The sequence below is a fragment of the Deltaproteobacteria bacterium genome, from assembly GCA_022340465.1.
Classification (GTDB): domain Bacteria; phylum Desulfobacterota; class Desulfobacteria; order Desulfobacterales; family B30-G6; genus JAJDNW01.
This window is the reverse complement of sequence record JAJDNW010000024.1, coordinates 15,372-39,136: the sequence shown is the minus strand read 5'-3', so window position 1 is coordinate 39,136 and position 23,765 is coordinate 15,372. Positions and strand designations below refer to the sequence as shown.

Annotated in this window: 20 protein-coding genes; 14 read left to right on the top strand and 6 right to left on the bottom strand. The window is 53.8% G+C overall.

Translation table 11 applies throughout. The features are described 5' to 3' along the window. Positions 1 to 154 precede the first annotated feature (154 nt). The 3 genes from LJE94_04405 to LJE94_04395 all read right to left on the bottom strand — a co-directional run bounded on the left by LJE94_04405 (position 155) and on the right by LJE94_04395 (position 4,563). A complete protein-coding gene (locus LJE94_04405; GenBank protein ID MCG6909349.1) occupies positions 155 to 1,366 on the bottom strand; it encodes a saccharopine dehydrogenase NADP-binding domain-containing protein in 1,212 nt (403 codons plus the stop codon). A 92-nt stretch (positions 1,367 to 1,458) separates the two neighbouring features. Then, positions 1,459 to 2,811, bottom strand: a complete 1,353-nt coding sequence (locus LJE94_04400; GenBank protein ID MCG6909348.1) for a putrescine aminotransferase — start codon at positions 2,809 to 2,811, stop codon at positions 1,459 to 1,461. 51 nt (positions 2,812 to 2,862) lie between these two features. Next, a complete protein-coding gene (locus LJE94_04395; GenBank protein MCG6909347.1) occupies positions 2,863 to 4,563 on the bottom strand; it encodes an amidohydrolase in 1,701 nt (566 codons plus the stop codon). Between the two features lie 195 nt (positions 4,564 to 4,758). On the opposite strand from LJE94_04395, the gene LJE94_04390 reads away from it, so the two are divergent. The 8 genes from LJE94_04390 (at position 4,759) to LJE94_04355 (ending at position 12,956) form a co-directional block, all read left to right on the top strand. Beyond that, the gene (locus LJE94_04390) at positions 4,759 to 5,238 is read left to right on the top strand and encodes an Lrp/AsnC family transcriptional regulator (GenBank protein ID MCG6909346.1); all 480 of its coding nucleotides are present in this window, start codon (positions 4,759 to 4,761) and stop codon (positions 5,236 to 5,238) included. A 97-nt stretch (positions 5,239 to 5,335) separates the two neighbouring features. Beyond that, positions 5,336 to 6,979, top strand: coding sequence for a peptide ABC transporter substrate-binding protein (locus LJE94_04385; GenBank protein ID MCG6909345.1), 1,644 nt, complete (start codon positions 5,336 to 5,338; stop codon positions 6,977 to 6,979). Between the two features lie 97 nt (positions 6,980 to 7,076). Next, positions 7,077 to 8,051 carry an ABC transporter permease gene (locus tag LJE94_04380; protein MCG6909344.1) on the top strand — a complete coding sequence of 325 codons (975 nt, stop codon included), beginning with the start codon at positions 7,077 to 7,079 and terminating at the stop codon, positions 8,049 to 8,051. Between the two features lie 8 nt (positions 8,052 to 8,059). Continuing rightward, on the top strand, positions 8,060 to 8,938 hold the full coding sequence (locus LJE94_04375) for an ABC transporter permease (protein ID MCG6909343.1): 879 nt from the start codon (positions 8,060 to 8,062) through the stop codon (positions 8,936 to 8,938). A 6-nt stretch (positions 8,939 to 8,944) separates the two neighbouring features. Next, positions 8,945 to 9,895: an ABC transporter ATP-binding protein gene (locus LJE94_04370; protein ID MCG6909342.1), complete on the top strand. Its 951-nt coding sequence runs from the start codon at positions 8,945 to 8,947 to the stop codon at positions 9,893 to 9,895. 180 nt (positions 9,896 to 10,075) lie between these two features. Continuing rightward, positions 10,076 to 11,104: an ATP-binding cassette domain-containing protein gene (locus LJE94_04365; GenBank protein MCG6909341.1), complete on the top strand. Its 1,029-nt coding sequence runs from the start codon at positions 10,076 to 10,078 to the stop codon at positions 11,102 to 11,104. 137 nt (positions 11,105 to 11,241) lie between these two features. After that, entirely contained in the window at positions 11,242 to 11,556 is a 315-nt protein-coding gene (locus tag LJE94_04360; protein MCG6909340.1) for a hypothetical protein, read from the top strand. Positions 11,557 to 11,729: 173 nt separating this feature from the next. Next, on the top strand, positions 11,730 to 12,956 hold the full coding sequence (locus LJE94_04355; GenBank protein MCG6909339.1) for a saccharopine dehydrogenase NADP-binding domain-containing protein: 1,227 nt from the start codon (positions 11,730 to 11,732) through the stop codon (positions 12,954 to 12,956). 100 nt (positions 12,957 to 13,056) lie between these two features. Here LJE94_04355 and LJE94_04350 read toward each other — a convergent pair whose 3' ends face one another. Together LJE94_04350 and LJE94_04345 are read right to left on the bottom strand one after the other, a co-directional pair. Further along, complete coding sequence (locus tag LJE94_04350) at positions 13,057 to 13,521, bottom strand: Lrp/AsnC family transcriptional regulator (protein MCG6909338.1); 465 nt, start codon at positions 13,519 to 13,521, stop codon at positions 13,057 to 13,059. Between the two features lie 87 nt (positions 13,522 to 13,608). Beyond that, a complete protein-coding gene (locus LJE94_04345) occupies positions 13,609 to 15,021 on the bottom strand; it encodes a sigma-54 dependent transcriptional regulator (GenBank protein MCG6909337.1) in 1,413 nt (470 codons plus the stop codon). A gap of 421 nt (positions 15,022 to 15,442) precedes the next feature. Between LJE94_04345 and LJE94_04340 the strand changes: the two genes are divergently transcribed. From LJE94_04340 to LJE94_04315, 6 genes are all read left to right on the top strand, one after another. Then, entirely contained in the window at positions 15,443 to 16,417 is a 975-nt protein-coding gene (locus tag LJE94_04340; GenBank protein MCG6909336.1) for a GNAT family N-acetyltransferase, read from the top strand. Next, positions 16,374 to 17,675 carry an ATP-grasp domain-containing protein gene (locus LJE94_04335; protein MCG6909335.1) on the top strand — a complete coding sequence of 434 codons (1,302 nt, stop codon included), beginning with the start codon at positions 16,374 to 16,376 and terminating at the stop codon, positions 17,673 to 17,675. The genes LJE94_04340 and LJE94_04335 overlap by 44 nt, the downstream gene beginning before the upstream one ends. A gap of 1 nt (position 17,676) precedes the next feature. After that, positions 17,677 to 18,984, top strand: a complete 1,308-nt coding sequence (locus tag LJE94_04330; protein MCG6909334.1) for an alanine racemase — start codon at positions 17,677 to 17,679, stop codon at positions 18,982 to 18,984. A gap of 195 nt (positions 18,985 to 19,179) precedes the next feature. Next, positions 19,180 to 20,592: an MATE family efflux transporter gene (locus LJE94_04325; protein MCG6909333.1), complete on the top strand. Its 1,413-nt coding sequence runs from the start codon at positions 19,180 to 19,182 to the stop codon at positions 20,590 to 20,592. A gap of 25 nt (positions 20,593 to 20,617) precedes the next feature. Continuing rightward, positions 20,618 to 21,985 (top strand): FAD-dependent oxidoreductase, encoded by a 1,368-nt coding sequence (locus tag LJE94_04320; GenBank protein ID MCG6909332.1) that lies wholly within the window; start codon positions 20,618 to 20,620, stop codon positions 21,983 to 21,985. Beyond that, complete coding sequence (locus LJE94_04315) at positions 21,969 to 22,262, top strand: 4Fe-4S dicluster domain-containing protein (GenBank protein MCG6909331.1); 294 nt, start codon at positions 21,969 to 21,971, stop codon at positions 22,260 to 22,262. The genes LJE94_04320 and LJE94_04315 overlap by 17 nt, the downstream gene beginning before the upstream one ends. Before the next feature lie 189 nt (positions 22,263 to 22,451). Here LJE94_04315 and LJE94_04310 read toward each other — a convergent pair whose 3' ends face one another. Next, positions 22,452 to 23,738, bottom strand: coding sequence for an FAD-binding oxidoreductase (locus LJE94_04310; GenBank protein ID MCG6909330.1), 1,287 nt, complete (start codon positions 23,736 to 23,738; stop codon positions 22,452 to 22,454). Between the last annotated feature and the right edge of the window lie 27 nt (positions 23,739 to 23,765).

The window sequence follows — 23,765 nt, the reverse complement described above, 5'->3', positions numbered from 1 at the left end:
TCTCGCAATAACCCGCTTAAATTATTTTATTAATACTAACTATACCAAATCAATATACCACCGGCCCCGATCACTGTCAATCTTTCCTTGAGAATAGATCTTCGGACCTATAACCAATAACAAGGTAAAAGCCAGCCGGCCGAGGGGTGCGGCATCAGTAAAGCCGGGTCTCCACGATCTCATCCACGGTGATACCCAAGGCGGCAGCCTCTTTCAGATAATATTCCCTGGCATCCACCTCAAGCACTTCCGGCGGAAACACCCCCCGAATGTCTATTTTGGCGTTCACGAAAAGCTTGGTGAAAAGAAATGCCGACTGTCCCGTTACAAAGGATTCATGGGTTATGCCATATTTTTCGAATGCTTCCGTCAAGCCCGGCGCATTGATATAGTTGTCCAGACAGACCGGTTGTCCGTTTTTCTGGCCCTTGACACGCACCAGGCTGGCACCCTCTTCCAGAGCCATACCCTCGGAAAGCGCCTCCCGGATGGTGTCCGGGTCCGAGGGCGCCGGTGGCGTCAGGCGGCACACCAGGTCTAGGGGAACAATTTTGCTGCCGTTCACCTCAACGGGTTCCGTCCCCAAGAGGCCCATTTTATAAAAGGATTCCGCCATATTGCAGGCAGGTCCGCCATATTTGAAATTGGCCCTTTTCAACCCTTTGAAAAACAGACCGAAGGTCACCGGCTCTTCATGCTCGTGATCCACCATCCTGCGGGGGCCCAAACCTTTGAAGTCGATCATTTCCGGGTTGTTGAAAGGCGGCACCTTCTTGTATTCGCCGTTCTCGTATCTTATCGGCTCGGCTGCCATATCGCCGAAGGCCGTTTCCGGCGACCACCAGAAGGGGATAAACCTGTTCGTCCAGATACCGTCATAGATGTATATGTCGATGGTTTCGGGTTGGTCCAGCTTGTCGGCGGCGTTTCTGGCGATCACATTCACCAGTCCGGGCGCCGACCCTGTATTGATCAGGGCGCTCAGACCGGCCGCCTTGAATTTATCATCCAGGGCCAGCTGACGCTTTACGGCGCCTACAAAATCGATATCGGCCACGGGACCGGATGCCATATCCTGATAGTGCATGCCCCTGGCCAAAGCGGCCTCCATGACCGCTGCGTTGAAGTCCGGGGGCAAACCGTTGACGATGAGTTCTGCGCCCTCCGAGGCCGCCACGATCTCTTTCGGATTGCTGGCGTCGACCTTGACGGCGACCGCCTTGTCGAGCATCTTTTCATAACGCTTGGCCGCATCCAGATCATAGTCGGCGCAGATAATTTTTTCCACGTTCGGCTCTTCATTCAAGCGCATGGCGATCGTGCCGCCCTGTGCACCGGTCCCCATGACGATCACTGTTTTTTTCATAATTCTTCCATCCTTCACCATTAATGAACAGTTAAAAAGCGAATAAACAATCTTATTTCATCCTTCCTGACATTGTTCGTATGGAAGAATTATTATTTGAATGCTTCGGTCACCTCAGCCAGGGTTTCATCCAGTTTTTCGATGATCGTATCGATGGTTTCGTAGCTCAAGATTCCGGGGGGTTCGATGCGATTGACCTTGGCGTTGTTCAGGGTTCCGCCGGTCATTACGCCCCTCTTGAACAGCCCCTTGGAAACGGCCCAACCCATCTCCGGGGTCGGGTATTCGAGGCCGATCAGAAAGCCCTTGCCGCGGACATCCACCAGAATGGCGTGCTTTTTCTGCAGAGCGACAAGTTTTTCCATGAAATAGTCGCCCTTTTCCTTGATCTGTGCGGGAAGGTCGTTTTCAACCGTAAATTTAATGGCGGCAATAGCTGCGGCACAGGCCAGGGGGTTCCCGCCGAATGTGGGCGACCCCAGTATCCAGGGGTTTTCCTTGAGCTCATCCGTCCACAGGTGCGGGCGGGCTATGATGCCGGTAATGGGCATGATCCCACCCCCGAAGGCCTTGCCGAAGGTCATGATGTCCGGCACCACGTCATAGCCCTCACAGGCCCACAGGGTGCCGGTGCGCCCCATACCGGTCTGAATCTCGTCGAATATCAGAAACACGCCGTACTGGTCGCAGATTTCCCGGAGCCGTTTAAGATAACCCTCCGGCGGCAGGACAATGCCGGCCTCACCCTGAATCGGCTCGACGATCATACCGGCCACGGTTTCCCCGACGGCAATCAGATTCTTGATGGCCGCTTCAGCCGCATCGGCATTGCCGAATTCCACATGCTGAACCCCCTGGATGATGGGCATATACGGTTTCCGGTAGGTGCCCTTCCCGGTGGCGGAGACGGCCCCCAGTGATTTGCCGTGGAAACCGTTGACCGTGGAAATGTAGTAGTGCTTGCCGGATGCCAGCCGTGCCAGTTTCAGGGCCATTTCCACGGCTTCGGCCCCGCCGTTGCAGAAAAAGGCGTATTGCAGGTCTCCCGGTGTGCACATGGCGACAAGCTTGGCCAGATATCCCCGTAACGGATCGACAAGTTCCTGGCTGTGCAGGGCGTAGCGGCTGAGCTGTGCCTGAACCGCCTTGAGGATTTCAGGATTGCGGTGTCCGGCGGTATAGACGCCGAAGCCGCCCAGGCAGTCGATAAATTCGTTTCCATGGGTGTCCATAAAGGTTTCCTGGGAATCCGTCCATTCCACGAAGGCGGCATCCGTGGAAACGGACTTGCGGTATTCCAGCCAACCCGGGTTGACGTGCTCGTTGAAGTTCTCGATGGAGTCGGCAGTGATGCGGTCCTTTTCTTCTTCCGCCAATTCCTCCTTGAGAATGTAATCCAAAATTCTGGTCGCTTCTTTTATAACCTCGTTTTTATATGCGGTCATGGATTCCTCCTTTTTTTTGGTTCTTATACATTTTTTCTAAACGCGCATCCTTTATATCGAGGCAGCGCGGTGCACGGTCCGGCCTTCAAAAACCGTCATCAGCACCCTGGTCTCAGGGATGGTGCCAGCTGGAATATCGAACAGGTTGTTTTCCAGCACAACCATATCGGCCTTTTTGCCGACTTCGATGGAACCGGTCTCGTTTTCCATGAAGTTGGCACGGGCACCGTTGATGGTGAAGCAGGCGATCATCTCCTCGACGCTCATGCGTTCCTCCGGACCCAGGATTTCCTCGGGGTCGGTTTCCCCGGGCTCACACCGTGTCACCCCCAGGGCGATGCCCAGCAGCGGCGGGCTGGGCACTTGCACGGGATAGTCGCTGGCGCCGGCTAAAAGAATGCCGGCATCGGACAGGCTCTTCATGGGGTATTCCCTCAGGGCGCGGCCCTCACCCAGATAGGCGACTTCCAGGTCGTAAAAATAGCTTCCCTTGACATGCCAGAAAGGCTGGGGAACGCCGATCACCTTCAGGGCCGCCATGCGGGCAATGTCGGCCCGATCCAGAAGTTGAAGGTGTGTGATCAGGTGCCGGGAATGGAGGCTCCCGTTTTTTTTACGCGCATATTCCAGTGCATCCAGAGACATGCGGATAGCCGCGTCTCCGATGGCGTGGATATGAATTTGCAGCCTGTCGCGATCCGCTTCCTCAAACAAAAGATTCAGGCCTTCCTGCGTCCACAGGGGCTCGCCGCGGGACTCCGGCATATGCGCATAGGGTTCCAGAAGATAGGCGGTTCCGCCTTCCACCACCCCGTCGACAAACACCTTGATCCCGGCAACCTGAAACAGGGGGTCGGCATTCCGGTTGCAGGCGGACGTGATGGCCCGCACCTGGCCGGCGTCGAGGGTGGGGTCGGTCAGCACCGTTCCCCGGACCCGCAAGGTCAGTTCTCCGTCACGCGCCAACTCCGCGTAGGCCTGGATGTTGTTGCGCACGGCGCCGAATCCGTTCAACTGGCCGGCGGCCTCAGGCAGAATCAACAGGGGGTCGTGCACGCTCGTGATGCCGACCCTGGCGGCTTCCTGCATGAAATTGCGGATACTGCCCTTGAGTTGATCGACCGTAAACGGCGGCAGTACGTTCTGGACGAGATCCCTGGCGGTCTCACGAAAGGTGCCGCTGGGTTCTCCGGTCCCGGGATCCCTTTCGATGACACCGCCGGCGGGGTTGGGGGTTTCGCGGGTAATCCCCGCCCGGGCAATGGTCTTGGAATTTACCCAGGAAAAATGGCCGTCTTCGGACGTCAGACAAACCGGTCGGTCCGGAACAATGGTGTCCAGGTCCTCCTTGACGGGTCCGGACGGCGGAAAAAGGTTGTTGTGCCATCCAGCGCCGTAGATGACGTCGTGCTCCGGATGGTCGGCGGCAAAATTTCCGACGGCCTCGAGATAGGCTTCCAATGAATCCAGGTGAAACATCTCCAGACTGGCGGCCTCGTTGGTGGTCCAGGAGACATGCGCATGGCTGTCGATAAACCCCGGCAACATCATCTTCCCGTCCAGGTCGACTACCTCGGTTTCAGGTCCGACGGTCTCTTCCAACGCCGAGGAACTGCCGACAAAGGTAATCCTTCCATCCCTCACCGCAACGGATTCCGCCCAGGGTTGTTTCCGGTCGAGCGTGTAGATACGACCATTGATAAATGCCCTGTGCGCCGTGGACTTGCCGATGTCGTTAAACTGGTTTTTCATTGTATTCCTTCAGGCGTTACCATGCGCACCCAAACAATCGCACGGCAACCGATGATATTTGGGTATCCCAGGCCCTATTTTTTGTCAAGAAATTATTTGACAAATCCATCGAATGGTGCAAATATAAAATTAAATAACAACGAATTTCGGAAATATACAGAAAATTATTATCGTTTTCCATCCATATAATTGACTATGGGAAAAACCGACAAAAACAATGGCCGGCTTGATCGTCTGGACTGCAAGCTGGTACGGCTTCTCCAGAAGGACGGACGCATGTCCAACACTGCCATCGCACAGAAATTGGGCACCTCGGAAGCTACCGTGAGAACGCGTCTCAAACGCATTTTGGACAGCGGCATTATCCGGGTCGTGGCGGTGGGCAACCCCATTAACTTGGGATTCGAGGTTTGCGGCAATCTGAAAATCCGCATCGATCTGAAAAAAACCGATCACGTTACCGGCGAGTTGGCAAAGATCGACGAACTGATCTGGATCGCATTGACCACGGGCGGAGCCGATATCGATGTGGATTTTGCTGTGCGCTCCATGAAGGAGCTGCAGGATCTGATTTTTCACAAGATAAGCAAAATCGACGGGGTGTTGTCCACGGAAACGTCCCTAATGGTGGACCTGATAAAAGAAAAAAACGATTACGGCACGGCCTGGGACTAACCATAGACGGGCCAATCGACATTGCGGTCCGGTTTGACATGGTCAGCAATATTAGAAAGAATGTTTTATTCAACGTCACAATCAAAGGAGGCCGAACATGGTGGAAAGACTGCGGAATGGATCGTGGGCGGCAGTATGTCTAATCGGCATCTGTTTATTGCTGTTCGCCTTTTCTTCAAATGTGCATGCAAAAAAATACCGGCTCAGCGTAGGTTTTACGGCTGAAGAAGCGCTTGAGAACCTTCAGATGGGCGAAGCCATGCAGTACACCGAGATGGGAGCCGTTTTCTGGCCGCTGGTTTACGACCAGCTCTGGATCATGGGGCCGGCACCCGATTATGATCCCCTGCCCATGATCGTCGAACGCTGGGAGACGGATGACTATCAGACCTGGCGATTCTACCTGGTGAAGAATGCCAAATTTCATGACGGTAAACCGGTGACCGCCAGGGACGTGGCTTTTACTTTGTGGTACCTGCCAAAATCCAACCCGGCCTGGGATTACCCGGACAATGATATCGAAGATAAAACGTCGATTAAGATCATCGATGACTACACGCTTGAGTTCACCCTTGCGGCCAAGTGGCCCGGCAAGTACCCACCGGCTTCGTGGATGCCGGTGCTGCCGGAACACATCTGGAAATCCCACAAGAGAAAACTGGGCAAATTCGAAAACAAAAAATGCATCGGTTCCGGGCCTTTCAAGCTGAAAAAATTCAAGGGCGGTGAGTACATATGGATGGTCAAGAACGAAAAGTACTGGGGGCACGTCCCGGCTGTGGATGAAGTGGTTTTCAAAAGCTACGGCAGTCAGGATGCCATCAGCATGGCCATGAAAAAAGGTGATATCGAATTTATCGGCTACAATGGTGCGCCTTCGGTATCCTATGAAGATTATAAAAAGGCCGATAATATCGATGTGAAAATATCCCCGGGCATTGCCCTGCTGTGGTTTTCCTTTAATCTTCACAAGGAAAACGCTATCCAGGACAAACTGGTGCGGCAGGCAATCATGTACGCCATCGACCGCGACCGCATGATCCAGATGGTGTACCTGGGGCATGCCAAGCCGGCTTACAGCTTCATTTATCCTGAAATGGACACCTATAATCCCGACCTTCCCAAGTATACACACAACGCCGACAAGGCCCGCCAGATGTTGGAACAGGCCGGCTATGTGGATGCCGACGGCGACGGTTACCGTACGGATAAAAAGACCGGAAAAACCATGTCTTTCGACTTTTTGGTTCCATCTGCCTGGCCGGACGAGGTCAAGCTGGCCAAGGTGGTCAAGGAGCAGCTCAAGGACATCGGTATCGAAATCAAACTGAAGGTAGTCGATCTGGATACCTATTACCAGTTCATCTACACCCCCACCGACGACCAGTTCGACATATCCGTGTCCAGCGAAGAGCCCGGCCCCAACGGTTCCTGGATCTGGGAGTTCGTCAGGGGCTACAACCATGGGGGCTCGGGGTGGAATCAGTCCTATTACGACAATCCCGAGTTCGACAAGACCCTCGACGCCATGAATTCGGAGGTCGATCCGCAAAAGCGGAAGGCGCTGACCTTCAAGCTTCAGGAAATCGTCGCCGAGGACCTTCCCTATGCCTTGCTGATTAGAGCGGACATGATCGATCCTTACCGCACAGACAAGTTCGAAGGCCATGTGGCCTGCATGGGCGGCTTTTCGTCGTGGATCAACGCCTGGACCTATTTCAAGATCCGACCGAAAAAGTAGACCGTGTTTTCGACCACAAGGCCGCAGGGGGCAATCCAGGAAAAATCACTGCGTGCTCCTTGTGCCTTTGAGGTCTCTTATCATAGGGGTATTCATATTGGGGTTAAAAGGATTCATTCTCCGCAAAGTCGTGGCGGCCTGCCTGACCATCGTCGCCATCGTGTGCGTCAACTTCGTCATCTTCAGAATGGCCCCCGGAGACCCGGTGCGAATAATGTTCCGGGACCCCCGGGTCAGCGCTGAAAAGCTGGAGGAGATGAAGCAGACCTTCGGTTTGGACAAACCGTTGAGCGGCCAGTTCGTGGCCTACGTCAAGGGGATGGCCCGGGGGGATCTGGGGCAGTCATTTTCACACCGGCGGCCCGTATTGGAGGTGATCGCCGCCAAAATTCCGGCCACCCTGCTGTTGGTGGTCACAGCCCTGATAATCGCTGTTTTTCTGGGTGTGGCTCTAGGGGCGTTGTCCGGTTGGAAAAGCGGGACGAGACTGGACACGTTTATCCTGACAGCGTCGCTGACCATGTATTCGATCCCTACCTTTGCATTGGGAATCATACTGCTGCTGGTGTTTGCTTATCACATCGCCATCTTCCCGCTGGGCGGTATCGCTACACCGGCGTCGCTGTATGAAGGCGCCGAGCTGGTGTGGGACGTTCTATGGCATTTGTTCCTGCCGGCCCTTTCCATCGTGATCTGGTATGTGGGAGAATACGTATTGCTCACCCGAAGCTCGATGATCGAAGTCATGGGCCAGGAGTACATTACCACGGCCTACTCCAAGGGACTCAAAAAATTCAGAATTCTGAAAAATCATGCGCTGCGAAATGCCTTGCTGCCGGTGGTGACCATCACAGGTGTCAACCTGGGGTTTGCCGTGGCCGGTGTCATCGAGGCCGAGACAGTTTTCTCTTGGCCGGGTGTGGGGCGGCTGGTGTATGACGCCGTATCGCATCGCGATTATCCATTGCTGCAGGGCGTATTCCTGCTGTTTGCCTTTTCCGTGGTTCTGGCCAATCTGGTGATCGATCTGATTTACGGATACATCGACCCCCGGATCAAGGTGAGCGGATAGGAGCGGCCATGAATCAGTTGACTATTAAACTTGAAAAACTGAGAATATTTTTCAAACTCCTTTTCAGCCACAGGATGGGACTGGCAGGATTTGTCGTTATTTCGATATTTTTGTTCATGGCGGTCTTTGCGTCTTTTCTGGGAACGGTCGACCCCGCGCGAACCGGTGCTGTCGAAGACATTCTTCAGTCGCCCTCCCCGAATTTTTGGTTCGGGACCGACGATCTGGCTAGGGATATCTGGAGCCAGACCATTTTCGGCTCCAGGATTTCACTGACCGTCGGGTTTGTGGCCGCCCTTATCACGGTGGTGTCCGGTACGCTGGTGGGTCTGATTGCCGGATTTTATGGCAGGATACTGGAAGAAGTGCTCATGCGCATCGTGGATTTTTTCATGATGCTGCCGGAGCTGCCCCTGATGATCGTTCTGGCGGCTGTTCTGGGACCCAGCATGTGGAATATCATCCTGGTTGTAAGCTTGGTGAGCTGGCCTACCACGGCACGTGTCGTTCGATCCCAGGTCCTTTCGCTCAAGGAGAGGCCCTTTGTGGAGGCATCTCGGTGCATCGGGGCCGGCAGCATGCGTCTGATGTTTGGTGAGATTCTGCCCAATGTGGTTCCCCTGATGTTTGCCCAGGCGGTGATCATGATCACCGAAGCCATATACGCCGAAGCGGTTTTGAGCTTCCTCGGTCTGGGCGACCCCACCAGCATCAGTTGGGGCATGATGCTGCACTATGCCTTCGAATCCGGCGTAATTGCCCGTTCCATGTGGTGGGTGCTGCCGCCCATCGTCAGCATCGTGGCCCTTATCGTGAGCTTCAGTCTTCTCGGAACAGCGGTCAGCGATGTCCTGGAGCCCGGCTATAAAGAGAAAAAAGGATTCTAAAATTCAATGGCGTTAATCGATGTACAGGATTTAAAAATCCAGTTTTTAACGTTCCGCGGGCCGGCCAAAGCGGTTGACGGGGTCAGTCTACAGATCGAAAAGAACCAAACCCTGGGTCTCATCGGAGAGTCCGGCTGCGGCAAGACAACCATGGCTATGGCCATCATGCGTTTTGTCAAACCGCCCGGGCGCATTGTTGGAGGAAAAATCCTTTTCAACGGGTCTGATATCGTCAGCATGAACGACGAAAAGATCCGGCGGCTTCGCGGAAAACACATCGCCATTGTCAGGCAGGAAGCCCAAAACGCCCTGAATCCGGTGATGACCATCGGCCGGCAGATTACGGAGCTGATCGTGGAACATGAGCCGGTCACGAAGAAAGCGGCTCTGGCAAGAGCCCGGAACCAGCTTAACCTGGTGGGCATCAATGAAAAAAGGGTCGACAGCTATCCCCATGAATTCAGCGGCGGCATGAAACAACGGGCCATGGTGGCCATTGCAACGGCCTGCAATCCCAAACTGTTGATATTGGACGAGCCCACCACCGGTCTGGATGTAATCGTGCAGCGGCAAATATTGAGTATGCTCAATAACCTCAAACAGGAGTTGCACCTGACATCGGTGTTTATCTCCCACGACCTTTCCGTGGTGGCGGAAACCTGTGACAGGGTTGCGGTCATGTATGCCGGCAAACTTATGGAAGAGGCCGACACCGTTGAGTTGTACCAGCGGCCCATGCACCCCTACAGCCAGGCGCTGATCGGCGCTTATCCCAGTTTGAAGGGTGAAAAGAAGCGGTTGAAAAGCATTCCCGGCGCGCCTCCCCGGTTGATCGACCCGCCGGACGGATGCCGTTTTGCACCGCGCTGCAACCATGCCATGGACGTGTGCAGTGAAGCCGAACCTGAAGCAAGGGAGATGGCGGGCCGGCGCGTGGCGTGTCATTTGATAGAATAACAGGATTCGAGGGGCCCAGGGCCCAAGGGCTCAAGGGGTTTTCCTCAGCTGTCGGCATATGTAGATGGTCAAATGAGGGCCAGGATCTAACAGCAGATAACTCCCTTAATAAGCCACCGGCTCAGCCGGCGGTCGCTGGTTTGCGCCTTTTATCCCGTATAGGACATATAAAGAGACACAATGGCTACCAATCATATTTTAAGAATAGAAAACCTGAAAAAGTATTTTTCCCTGAGAAGCGGATTGCTGTCCAGGCTGGCCGGCAGGGAGGGTTCATATATCAGGGCGGTGGACAATATCAGCTTTCACGTGGGCCGGGGCGAGATCCTGGGTTTCGTGGGGGAGAGCGGTTGCGGCAAGTCCACCATGAGCCGCACGATTCTGAAGCTTGTCGAACCCACTGGGGGAAAAATATATTTCGACGACACCCGGGTGGATGCTCTGGGAAAAAGCAGCTTTAAACCGTATCGCCGAAAAATGCAGATGATTTTTCAGGACCCTTTCGGTTCCCTGAATCCCCGGCGAACCGTTTCGGAAACCCTGCGGCAGACCATCCGGATTCACAGTCTGGCAAACGGCAAGGCCGCCGAAGACGAGCTCATTACCCGGACTCTTGCGGAAGTGGGCCTTCATCCGGTGGACGAGTACTGGGACAAGTATCCGGCGCTTTTAAGTGGTGGACAGCTGCAGCGTGTGAGCATCGGACGGGTGCTGATCCTGCAGCCCAAGCTGGTGATTGCCGACGAGTCCGTATCCATGCTGGATGTGTCGGTCAGAATCGGCATTCTGGATCTTATTCTGAAAATGCGGGACAAATATGGCATTTCCTTTATCTATATTACCCACGATTTGATCACGGCACGCTATGTTTGTGACAGGATTGCCATCATGTATCTGGGAAAAATCCTGGAAGTCGGGCCCACGGAGACGATCATCAACCACCCGTGTCATCCGTATACAAGGGCTCTGATCTCGGCGGTCCCCGTGCCCGACCCGACGGCCAAGACACGCGAGCTTCCCATCCGTGGGTATGTGCCTATCATGCCGGAGGACACCATCGGCTGCTGCAGCTTCGAACCCCGCTGTTTGGAACGCAGCAAGTTGTGCCGAACCGGCCAACCGAAAATGGTGCAGGTAGGTGACGGCCATTTTGCCTCATGCTCCTTGATTGAAGGGCGTGACAGTGGCGCATGGCCTGCAAAACGATAGGAACGCAACATTAGATGACGGTTGTCATCGAACAGGCCAACTCCACCGCTTTGCACCGATATTACTGTCGGAAGTCATGATGCTGCAGCGCAGCAAGACCATGACGGCTGATATAACCAAAAACAAGGAGGACGAAAATGAAAACAAGAGTTGCTTTTGTAATGGTTGTGTTGATGAGTGTCGCCCTGCTCTTTGGTTGTGCGAGCTCGGGAAAACTGGACCCGAACATGGTGCGTACGGACGATCTCCAATTTTGGGAAGATTGCGCTTGGACGGACATGACACCTGCGGAGCAAGATCTGTGGAAAGTATTGGGATGGAATGAAGCCAGCTGGGAAGGCGAAGCCAAACAGCCCGCTTCGGAGGACAAATACTGGAACGCATTGACACCGGAGGAACAGGCAGCGGCAACTGCCCTGGGTTATACCAAAGAAAGCTGGGACGAGGAATGACGTCGTGTTCCACAAGTTTATAAAACGCGACGTTGTCGCCAGCACATCAAAATTTATACGTTTGAATTCACCCCCGCCGTCCATGCCTGCTGGTGGACAGCGGGGTGATTCAATCTTGTCAGAGATTGCTTTCCCGCTGAAGCGGTTGGGTCATATTGCATAAGGAACCAAAAATGAAAAAATTGTTATTGCTCGGGGCCGGCGCACAGGGCAGCACCGTAGCCAAGCGGATGAACGAAGAGCCCAATGTGGCTGAGATTGTCTGCGCGGACTACGACGTGGCGGCTGTGAAGGAAATGGAGCGCACCTTGCAAAAGGCCACGGCGCTCGAGCTGGATGCCACCAGGGTTGAAAACATCGTCCGGGCAGCACGGGGCGTTGACCTGATCGTTAACGCCCTGCCCATCGTCCTGTCGCCCAATGCGTTGCAGGCCGCTCTGGAAGCTGAGGTAAGCTACCAGGATTTTGCCGCGGCCGAATTCGAGAACCTTGCTTTTGACAAAGGCATCGAACTGCTGCTCACCGAGTGGAGTGACAAATTCGAGGCCAGGGGATTGTCGGCCCTGATGAGTACCGGATCAGCTCCGGGTCTGGCCAATGTCATCACACGGGAAACCGTGGAAAAAATGGACACCTGCGACACCATCCAGATCCATGTATACGAAGGGGTCTGGGCCAAGCGCTTCTTGCCTTTCTGGTGGTCCCCTGAAGTTGCCTTAGGCGATATGAGCTGCCCGGCCTACTGCTACGAGGACGGGCGGATCAAGGAGACGGAACCCTTCAGCCATGAAATGTGGATGAAATTCAGAGGCATCGACCGACAAATCCGCATGGTGGAACACGCCCACGACGAACCGGTCACCATGGGGCTGTTGGCCGACAAATACCTCAAGGGCGCCCGGAACATCTACTTCAAGTATGGCGGCTTTGGCGTCGATTTTGCCGAACCCCTTTACCGCATGGGGCTGCTCTCCAGCAAGCCGGTGGATGTCAAGGGCACGACCATCGTGCCCATGGATCTGGCCCTTGCGCTGACGCCCCCGGCACCCAAATATCCCGAAGAGATCAAAGCCATTCTTGACGAAGGCTTGGAGGCCGAAGAAGGCGCCTTCCTGATTCGAGTAGACGGAGCCAAAGATGGCAAGCCGGTGCGGATAGACAATTACGTCAATGCGCCCGGGGTGGCCGAAGCTTTCGAAAAGGCGGGTTTAACAGCCGAAACCTATCTGACCGGCCAGTGCGGAGCGCTGTTCACCAAGATGTTCGTGAACGACAAAATCCATCAGAAAGGGTTGTTCCCGCCCGAAGTGCTTGACGACCAACAGCGCGCTTACTACCTCAGGGAGGCGGCTAAGCTGGATATTACCGTGGATCGGATCGTGGAAGAGCGCCTGCAATAACAGCGCTGCGATGCATATCGACTGAAAGCCAAGCTGGAAAATTTTTACCGCACCGTGCCAGAAGCGATAAATTCGTGCCGTGACGATTTGCTCCGAGGCGCTATCCCTCACCTATCTCCCCGAAGTCATAACGCTCCTTGACATAGTCCAGGACGGTGGAAACCTCGGTGTCCAAGACGCCTTCGATGGCGTTGATGGTGTCGATCAACGTCTTCAATTCGGTCGACGATTTGACGTAGTATTCGGTTTCGAAGTCATACACGCCCATGCTGCGGGCGACAAAGTAGAGGGAATCGATGGCTTTGAGCTTTTCGGCGATCTTGTGGATGGCTTTGATGTCTGCCTTGATGCGAATGCTGCCTTCGATACCGAACCCCAGCTTCAAGGGGTTGACCATGGCCACGATTTGGATGAATTCTTCCTTGGTGAGCCTTTGCAGGCGGTAGCGAACGGTGGTTTCGGAAATACCCGCTTTTTTGGCGATGTCCGTGTTGGACATGCGCCCGTTCTGCTGCAGCAGGCGGATGATTCTCATGTCTGTGGCGTCGATTCGTTTTTCCATCATTTTTTACATCCTAATGCTCGCGAACAAATTTCTCACCCGTGGGCGGACAATCGTTGGCTTCCGGGCGACAGTGACCTGAATGCCCTGTCACTTGAAATCTTCCTTGTTCAATCCATACCGTTTCATTTTGTTATACAGGCCGCGGGGATGAATCCCGGCAATTTTAGCGGTTACATTGATTTTACCCTGGGTTTTTTGCAGCACCGACCTCAAATAGCGCCGCTCCACCATCTCCAAGGCAATTTGCTGAACTTCGGGAAGGGTTTTCTCAAACAATGCCTGCCAATCGATAGACGGCCCTGAAAAGAGGTTCAGGTCATCGGTGGTATCCCCATGAAAGGCTTGGGGCAGTTCGGCCATGCCGATTTCGTCGGTCTTGCTGAGCAGGATAGCGCGTTCGACCACATTCATCAATTCCCGGACGTTTCCCGGCCAGTCGTATTCACACAGGGCCTTGAGGGCCCGATCCTGGACCGTGTTGATTTCCCGGCCTATTTTATAGCGGTAATATGCCACAAAGCGCCTCACCATGGCTGGAATATCTTCCCTGCGATGTCGCAACGGGGGAATATCGAGCGTCAGCACGCTGAGACGATAATAGAGATCCTGCCGGAAGCTGCCATTATTGATCCGCTCTTCCAGATTTTGATTGGTGGCGGCAATGACACGCACGTCCAGGCCGATAGTCGTCTCCCCCCCCACCGGTTTGACTTCATAGTTTTGTAAAACACCCAGCAACTTGGTTTGCAGATGCAGGGGCATCTCTCCAATCTCATCTAAAAAAATGGTGCCGCCGTGGGCCAATTCAAATGCGCCCCGGCGATAGCGTATGGCGCCGGTAAACGCGCCCTGCTCATGGCCGAACAACTCGCTTTCCAGTAGCTGATCGGGCATGGCCGCCATATTGACGGTTATGAAGGGTCCTGCGGATCGAGGGCTTTGAGCATGGATCGCTTTGGCCAGATGCTCTTTGCCTACCCCTGTTTCACCCAAAAGCAAAATGGGCGTATCGTTGGCAATGACCTGCTGTACATCTTCCATGAACAGCTGCATCGCACGGCTCTCCGACACAAAATCGGCAAGCTTGGGCTCCGATGCTCCGCGGCGGTCAAATCGCCGGCCCTGGATATATTGGCGCCTGGAATCCAACGCGGTTTCAATCGCTTCAGACATGCTTTTTTTGGATATGCCGCCATAGAGGACCAAATCGGCACCGGCGGCTGTCAGCTGTGCGTGGTCCTCGGCCACATCTCTGTCCAGAATCACAATGGTGGTAGGATTTTCCGGCAAGTCGTTGAGCATTATTATGCCGTCTTCAGTCGCTCCAGGGATCAGCGCTTCGTTGATAATGATAACATCACAGGCGCTTCGCATCAGCTTTTCCCACACAGCTTGATGCCCCCCAATGGCTTCGATGCGTACGTCCGAAGCTGAAAGCTTGCGCTCCAGATAGCCGAGCAACCGATTGTCCTCAATCGCCAGTGCAACCCTTATTATCACCACCGACTCCTTTTATCGGCAATTAGTTACCGTTTTCTGGCCGTTTGTGAAAGATATGACAACCGGTACGTTAATGCAACCAAATAATCCACGATGCGCCTTAACGGATTTTTAATACAACATATCTATTTTATATGATTGGCAATAGATCATTTTTCCGATGGCTTGAATCCGTGATAAGAGAAAAAAGAAACCTAACTGAATTTAATGGTAATCTAATACCGATATTTTATATTTAAGTATCTAAATACCACTAATTGAAGCCTCAAAAGCAGTCTCTATATTAAAATAATAGATAAAACGAATGGTTAGAAAAATATCCGCGGTTGGCACACAATTTGCTGAAACTCATTCTAAAAAGATCCAATCCAAAATAGTGCTTACCGCTCCTGCGGGAAAGCCTTAAAAGAAAGGGCGGTCCATGATTCCCAAAATTCACGTGTGTAATGATCTCGACAGGGCCGAATCACTGTGGAAGCGGCAATGGCCCCGGCAGTGCATCTTCGACCTTTGGCCGGTCCGGGAGTGTTTTCAGCGGCACTATCACCATCAGCCCCACTTTCTAGTCGCCACCCGGGGGCATCGGGTATGTGGCCTGCTTGCATTGAGCTGGATCGACGAAGAAGACTGTTTCGGCCACTTTCCCGGCGAGGTGTGGCACGGACAAACGTGGCTTGAACAAAACAAAATCGTTGCTGCCGATTCCGCGTCTGCCAGAGCGCTTCTGGACCAGATGCCCCAGGGTACGCAGATCCGTTATCTATGCCCGAACCACCGGCTGGAAATGGCACGCCGAACGACCGAGGACGAGGTCGGCTATCTCTTCTTTCCCGGTCAATACCAGTTTGCAATGCAGGGCTACTGGAACACGTTTACCGGCAAATCGCGGAAAAAACTGAACAGTGAGATCAACCATCTTAAAAGCAGCGGCATCTCATTTCGGCACAACCACGCGCCTGATCTGGAATGGATGTTTCGCCTGAACCTGGAGTACTATAAAGACAAATCTTACTTTTACGACACTCGTTTTTTAGGTGCCTTCGAGAGCTTGGCCGCATGGCTTCTGGCCAACGACATGTTGCGGGTCACCACCGTTTTGATAGGAGGCCGTGTGGCAGCGGTTGACATGGGAGCCGTCTGGAACAACACCTACTCCGTGCTTGCCGGAGGAACCCACGCAGATTTTCCAGGGGTGGCAAAAATGATCAATCTGCACCACCTTGAGTGGGCCTGCGACCGGAAGATCGCCCTGGTAGATTTTCTTTGCGGTGATTTTAACTGGAAGCAGCGCTTTCACCTTACCCCCCGACCACTTTTCCAGATACAACGGCCGCATACCATGGAGATCCGGCATGAATCACAGTTTTGGTTCAGGCAGCCCAGTTTCGCAGCCTGATCTCAGGATCCTGGTGGTCGGCACCACGCCGGACTATATCGAGTGGATCCAGCATTCCTGCCCGCGACAGGCTCTCTTTTTCACCGACGCAAAGGTTCGCCGCGCGGCCACCGAAGGATCTCCGGAGCCTTCCGACGAGCTGTGCTGCGACCTGACCGATTACCGTGGGGCGCTCGGACTGCTTGAAAAACACCTCAGAATACACGGCCTGGCCCTAGAGGGAATTGCCTGCTTTGACTGCGAATCCATGGAACTGACGGCAGTGTTGGCGGAGCACTTTTCATTGCCCTATCCGTCGGTGAAGGCCGTACGCAACTGCCGCGACAAATTAACGGCCAAACATCTTTGGCTGAAACACGGATTAAGCACGGCGCCTGCTGCCATCGTTGGATCGGCAGACGAGGCCATCGATTTTTTCAGAACGGTCGGCGGTCCTGTGGTGCTCAAACCAACCAACGGCAGCGGCAGTGAATTGGTCTTCGAATGCACCGATGCGCAAGCCTGCGCGGATCGTTATGATCAAATTCATAAAGGCTTGCAGGAACGCTGCAAACACAGACTCTACAGATCCTTGATACCGGCTGTCGGTCCTTTGATCATGGCCGAAGGGTTTATAGAAGGGCATGAGTATAGCTGTGACTTTATTTTGCAGGATGGACGAGCCCGGGTTATCCGTCTGGCCCGAAAAATAAAATCGCCGACCGAACCGTTCGGTACAATTTTGGGTTATTTACTGCCCGCACAACTGCCTGTATGGGTGAGTGAAAAGCGTTTTAACCGACTTTTATATCAATGTGCAGCGGCCCTGGGGCTCGAACGTGCCGTGTGTATGCTCGATTTTATTATCAGTGGGGATACCATCGTTCTGCTGGAACTGGCTCCTCGACCGGGAGGGGACTGTTTGCCCTTTTTACTGCGCTGCGGATACGGTCTGGACATACTCAAGTTGCAGATCGATTTTTCCCGGCAGCAAATCGAGCCGCCGCCACCGCTTTCCTCGGCAAAACGCCTGGTGGGGGTAAGGGTGCTGGCCAGGCGCAGCGGTACGCTCAGAAGTGTCGACGTCGACACCGTCGCAAGCGACCCGCGCGTAATGGAAATACATGTGATTCAACAGCCTGGCCACCGGATCACCTTGCCACCCGCGGATTATGAATCATGGCTTCTGGGACACATGATCTTTGCTCCGGATGACAGCGCGGATATTCACGCCCAGTGCAACCAACTTTTAGACCGCATCCCGGTGGAGGTGGCCTGATATGGGCCCGTCCAACGAAGATTTGCAGCGCTCCCTGAGCCATCTCTTATCCCATCCTGTGCCTGAATTGTCGGCAGATAAGCTTAAGGCCTTTGTCGCCCCTTATTTTGAACAGCGCGGGCGCTTCCTGGAAGCTGTCCGAACCCACGGCTCCCCCCTCTACCTGCTGGACACCGCCGTGCTGAAGGCCAGAGCCGATCGACTCAAAGCCGCCTTTGAAAATGTCTTTTCACCAGTGGGCTTTTACTATGCCGTAAAGAGCAACAACCACCCCGATGTGGCCAGATGCCTGCTGGCGCGCGGCTTTGGCCTGGATGTCTCCAGCGGGCTTGAGCTCAAAATGGCCCTTGAGCTGGATGCCAGGGAGATCGTCTTCAGCGGTCCGGGAAAAGTTGGCCATGAACTGCTTCTGGCAGCAAGGCATGCCGACAGGGTGACCATCCTGATGGACAGTCCGGGTGAGATGGAGCGCTTGGCAGCGGTGGCATCCAGGCTGAAGCAGACGGTGAACTGCGGCGTGCGCCTGACCGTGAATCCCAGTGGACTTTGGCGCAAATTCGGTATCTCCGTGGACGCGATCGAGGATTTCTTCCGGACGGCGAACCGCTGCCCATACATCCGCTTGAGCGGGCTGCAATTTCATACCAGCTGGAACCTGTCCCCCCGCCCCCAGATCGCCTTTATCCAAAAGCTCGGCAAGACCATCGGAAGACTGTCACCCGCCCATAGGAAGGCCATTGAATTTATCGATATCGGCGGCGGTTATTGGCCCGAAGAAGGTGAATGGCTGCACCCCGATGCCACCCCGCCCGGACGCGCAAGACAGGCATTGGGGTATGCACCGGAGTGCCCCGCATCCCACCACTGTCTCCCGGCCGTTCCCATAGAAAGCGTCGCCGAACAGCTGGGCGCAGCCATCCATGAACATCTTTTTTCCATATTGCCTGGCCGCATCTGTATTGAACCCGGCCGTTGGCTCAGTCATGAAGCCATGCACCTTTTGGTCACCGTGGCAGACAAAAAAGCGCCGGACCTGGTGATCACCGATGCCGGAACCAACGCCATTGGCTGGGAGCGCTTTGAAAGCGACTACTTTCCATTGCTAAACCTGACCCGCCCTTCGCTGACGGAAACCCCATGTCACATCCTGGGTTCCCTATGCACACCCCACGATGTATGGGGCTACTTCTACTTTGGCACGGCCATCGAGACAGGTGACATCCTGATGGTTCCCAACCAGGGGGCCTACACCTACAGCCTGAGACAAAACTTCATCAAACCGCTGCCCAAGGTTGTAACCGCCGACTGACGCCCGCTTCAAACAGGCGGACGCTCCCTCCCAAGTGTAGTTCCCTCTATTCGCCACGCCGCCGGACACGCCACAGCTGTTTTTTAAATTTTCGTATTTCGCTAATATATTCTTGACAATCGCAACTATCAACCCATATATTTAACGAAATATACACAACTTCGTGTTAATTTCGATAGGCCGATTCGAAAACATATGAATCACAGCCATTTAAAAAAAATACTTATTCTGGGAGCGCCCCTTTTAGCCGGACTCGTGTCGGAATTTCTAATGGTCCTTGCCGACTCTGTCATGGTGGGGAGGCTGGGAACCGATTACCTGGCAGCCATCGGCATCGCCACCATCTTCGGTGAACTGCTGTGGGTGATCGTTTGGCCCCTGGCGCCGGGAACCCAGTCCATTGCCTCTCGACGGTTCGGCCGACAAAAGAAAGAAGCTGACCGGAATCCAGCCACCCTGAAAGCCTTGAAAAAGCGCACCGGCGAGACCCTGGACAACGCCCTCATCGTGTCTGTCGTGGTCGGGTGCGGCGCCATTGCCGTTGGCCTGTTTGCAAAACCCATATTAAACATGCTCTTAGACGACAAGGACTTGATACCGCTGGCCTATGCCTATATCGCCACCCTCAAATGGGCCATGCCGCTTGCTTGCGTTTTTTATGCCATCTATGGCTTTCTGGCAGCGGTCAACCAAACCAAGATCATCATGGTGGCGACGATCGGTCTGAACCTGGTGAACGTCGTGTTCAACTACATGTTTATTTTTGGTAAATTCGGGTTCCCGGCTTTAGGTATTATGGGCGCGGCATTGGGAACGGTCATCGCCCAAAGCCTGGGCACGGTCTTTCTGGTCGGATATGCCCTGTTGGCAACAGATGTAAGGCCCTATCATTGCCTGACGTTTACAAATCTGCGTGGGGATATCATCAACGGCATTCTGCGTTCAGCAAGCCCCATTATCGCCCAATTGGGTTCGGCCCTTTTCATATTCCTCTATTATGAATCCATGATCGCCAACCTCGACATCCTGTATCTGGCTGCAACGCACATCGTATTTACCATATTCGTCCTGAAAAGGACCATGGTGGGCGGCTTTGCCGAAGGCGGTTCCATCCTGGTGGGTAATGCCCTGGGAGAAGAAAAGAAAAGGGAAGCCGTTCGCTATGCCTATGCTTCGGAAGTCATCGCCATCCTGATCGGTGTCGTAATGTTTGGGCTGATCTTCTTTTTCCCAGATCACATCGTGCGTGTCTTCAATGCGGATGCCGCTCTGGTGGAAGCCGGGTCAAAGGCCCTGCGGTTTTTTGCCCCGTTTTTACTCATTGAGGCGGTCGGGTTTCCTTTTGAGGTTATTTTTACCCACAACGGTTGGGGGCGCTATGTACTCATATCCGAAATTGCCACCAATGTTGTGTGTATCATTGGCTGCACCCTTTTGTTCACGCGGGTGTTCGATTTCGGAATCTACGGAGCCTGGAGCGCCTTTGCCCTTTACCTGGTTTTTCACAGCCTGTTCATGTTCGCCGGCTTCTTTTCCAGAAAATGGACCCAAATCCAAGTGGACCATGAGTGGTTGGATGCGGCAACAAAACCGGTATATTCACCCTGACAGGCAACACGGAAAAGGATGAAGCATGGATAAAGTAACTTGCATCGTGGTCGGTGCCGGCCCTGCCGGTTCGGCCTGTGCACTTGCTCTGGCCCGCAAGGGGGTCGAGACCGTTCTGTTCGAGCGGGGACGGGTGCCGGGTGAAAAGAATGTGTCTTCTTTTGTACTGTATGCGGCTGAGTTAAAACGCTTGATTCCGGATTTCAGAAAGGATCTGCCTTTTGAAAGAATGGTCGTGCGTACGGACCAGGTGTATCTGGGCCCAAACGATTCCAAGGCGCTTACAAGCCACAACTACCGCTGGGTCGATGACCCGATAGCATTTACCGCCTTCAGAAGAAAGTTCGATGCCTGGTTTGCAAAGAAGGCCGTTGATGCCGGCGTTCAGCTAATGAGCGGCATGAAGGTGGGCGACTTGATTAAAGACGGCGACCAGGTGGTCGGGGTCAAAGTGGGAGAAGAAGAACTGTATGCCGATGTGGTCGTGGGTGCGGACGGTTATCACACCGTTGTCGGTGAAAAATCCGGACTGGTTACGACCTGGAAACCTGAACGGTGTTATCTGGCTGTCAAGGAGGTGCTCGACCTTCCCGCCGCTGTCATCAACGAACGCTTCCAGCTGACAGACGGCATCGCCTGCGAGCAGGGCATCTACTGCTACCGGTTGAATGAATTGGATATATTTTCAGCAACAATGTACACCAACAGGGACAGCATTTCCCTGGCGGTTTTTGCCCGCCTGGATGAACTGCAACAGAAGCATATCCGGCTGCATGAGCAGCTGGATAAACTCAAAGAGCACCCTTATGTCAACAACCTTATCAAAGGTGCTGTGCTACGGGAATACCAGGCCCACATTTTGTCCGACGGCGGCAGGATACCGCCGGAGAACCTTTACGGAGACGGGGTGATTCTCTGTGGTGAGGCCGGCGGCATTACAGCCACCACTACCGGTATGGGGGTGCCTACCTGTATCCTGTCCGGAATGATGGCGGCGGAAACCATCGGAGATGCCGTTAAAAAGCAAGACTTCAGCAAACGCAGCTTAAAACATTATGTCAGGTACCTAGACACTACGGCCTTACTTGGCATGATACACAGAAGCCGGAGGGAAAGCGACTACTATGCCGGCCCGAACAGATCCGCTTCGACTTGCGAGATGGAAACAGCGGCTGATCTTTACAACCGGTGGTGGCTTACGGATGTACAGTATCTTTCCGAGCCTTTCTTTTCTCTGCCGATTGAACTCTATTTAGGCATCGGACAATTCAGATTGCCCGTGTGGCTGCGCTGGCCGGTCACTTTTTTTATTAAACTATGCCTTTTCCCGGCACGATTTGCCGAAGCGATTAAGAGAAAAACGAGGAGCCGATATTATGAGTGGAAAAAATAGGTTGTCTGTCGATGACAAAATGGCCTTTGTAAAAATCAAAACCCACAAGGACGCCCACATCGTTGTAAAAAAGGAACTGTGCCGCGAGTGCACAACCCGTCCCTGCCTGGTCGTTTGCAGTGCCGAGAATTACCAATGGGATGGGAAAAGAGAAGAGCTGGTATTCAATTACGAAGGCTGCCTCGAATGCGGGGCCTGCCGCATCATCTGCCCCAGGGACGCCATCCAATGGTCCTATCCAATGGGCGGCTACGGGGTAAAATACCGCTTTGGCTAAGGGCGATAAAATAAATGAAGGGCCGGAAGCAATCAGGGTTTGCCTGAATAAAGCGGCATGGACGATGGGGGCCGTTGAAATTTTAGCCCGACCGCCGAAAAGAAGCCGCACCGCAAGTTTTTTCAAATGGAACCTTAACCGCCCAGCTCAATTTTTTTATCTGCATCATCATTACCCCTCTGCAACAGGCTATTTGATCCGGTCGAGGAACCTGAAATAGTTGTGCGCCATTGGCAGAAACCATGGATAGCCCCGGTATAGAGGGATCGGAATGGATTTCTTGTCGGCAAATACGGTGTTCAGCCCCTTGCCTAAGATCATTTCCGAAAGTTTAAAGCCCAAATAGGTGGCCATGGCCACACCGTGGCCGCAATATCCCATTGCATAAGCCATCCCGCCGCGTTGACCGATAATGGGAAAACGGTCCACGGTGAAACAGACCTTTCCAAACCAGCAGTAGTCGATGACATATTTTTCAAGCTGCGGATACACCTTGAGCATTTCTTTACGCATGGCTTTTGCCTTGTGAATGGCCGTCTTCCAGGCCTGTTTTGGGCGCCCGCCAAAGAGCATGCGTTTGCCGTCGGGGGAAAGGCGGAAGTAATACAAAAACCGTTTGGTATCGAAAATCATCCTGTCTTTGGGCACAAGCCCCTTGGCGATTTCCGCCGGCAGTTCCTGCGTGGCAATCATAAAGCTTTCGACCGGAACGACACGGCGCATTTGCCAGGGAGTTACGTTGGTGGTGTAGCCGTTTGTGCCGACAACCACGTGGTCCGCCGCAACGGTCCCCCGGTTGGTGAACACTTTCATTTTCCCCCCAACCTTGTCGATTTGGTGGGCTTCTACCCCTTCGTGCAGGTCTACGCCGGCCTCATCGGCCATGCGTATCAAACCGGCAATATATTTGGCCGGGTGTAAGCCGGCACTCATGGGTTCGACCAGTCCGCCGTGGTAAAAGTCCGATCCGATCTCGGCGCGCATATCCTCAGGTCCGACCAGCGAGGTGGTGTGATTGAGTTTTGTGGCCAGAAATTCCTGTTCGACCTTCAGCCCCTCGTAGTGGGCGGGCTTGAAGGCTGCCTCCAGAAATCCGTTTCTGGCAAAGTGGCAATCGATGTTTCCCTCGCCCACCAGCCTTTCAACGCAGTCTATGGATTCAAGCGATTCCCTGAAAAAACGCACCAATTTTTCCTGCCCGAATTTTTTCAGAACCTTAAAAAGACTGACGCTCAGGCCGCTGAGCACCATGCCCCCGTTCTTGGCACTGGCTTCGGAGCCGATTCTTTCTTTATCTATCAAGGTGACGTCCACGCCCGCTTTCTTCAGCAGAAGCGCCGTAACCACGCCGGTATAGCCGCTGCCCACAACCAGGACATCGGTTTTGTTCGGCATTTCCCGGTCGGCATACCGTTTCTTTGTTGGATGAGGGTCCATCCAGTACGGTGTCACTTTAATGTTCGCAAAATGAGTCATTACCCCTCCAAATAGAAGCTGTTGTCA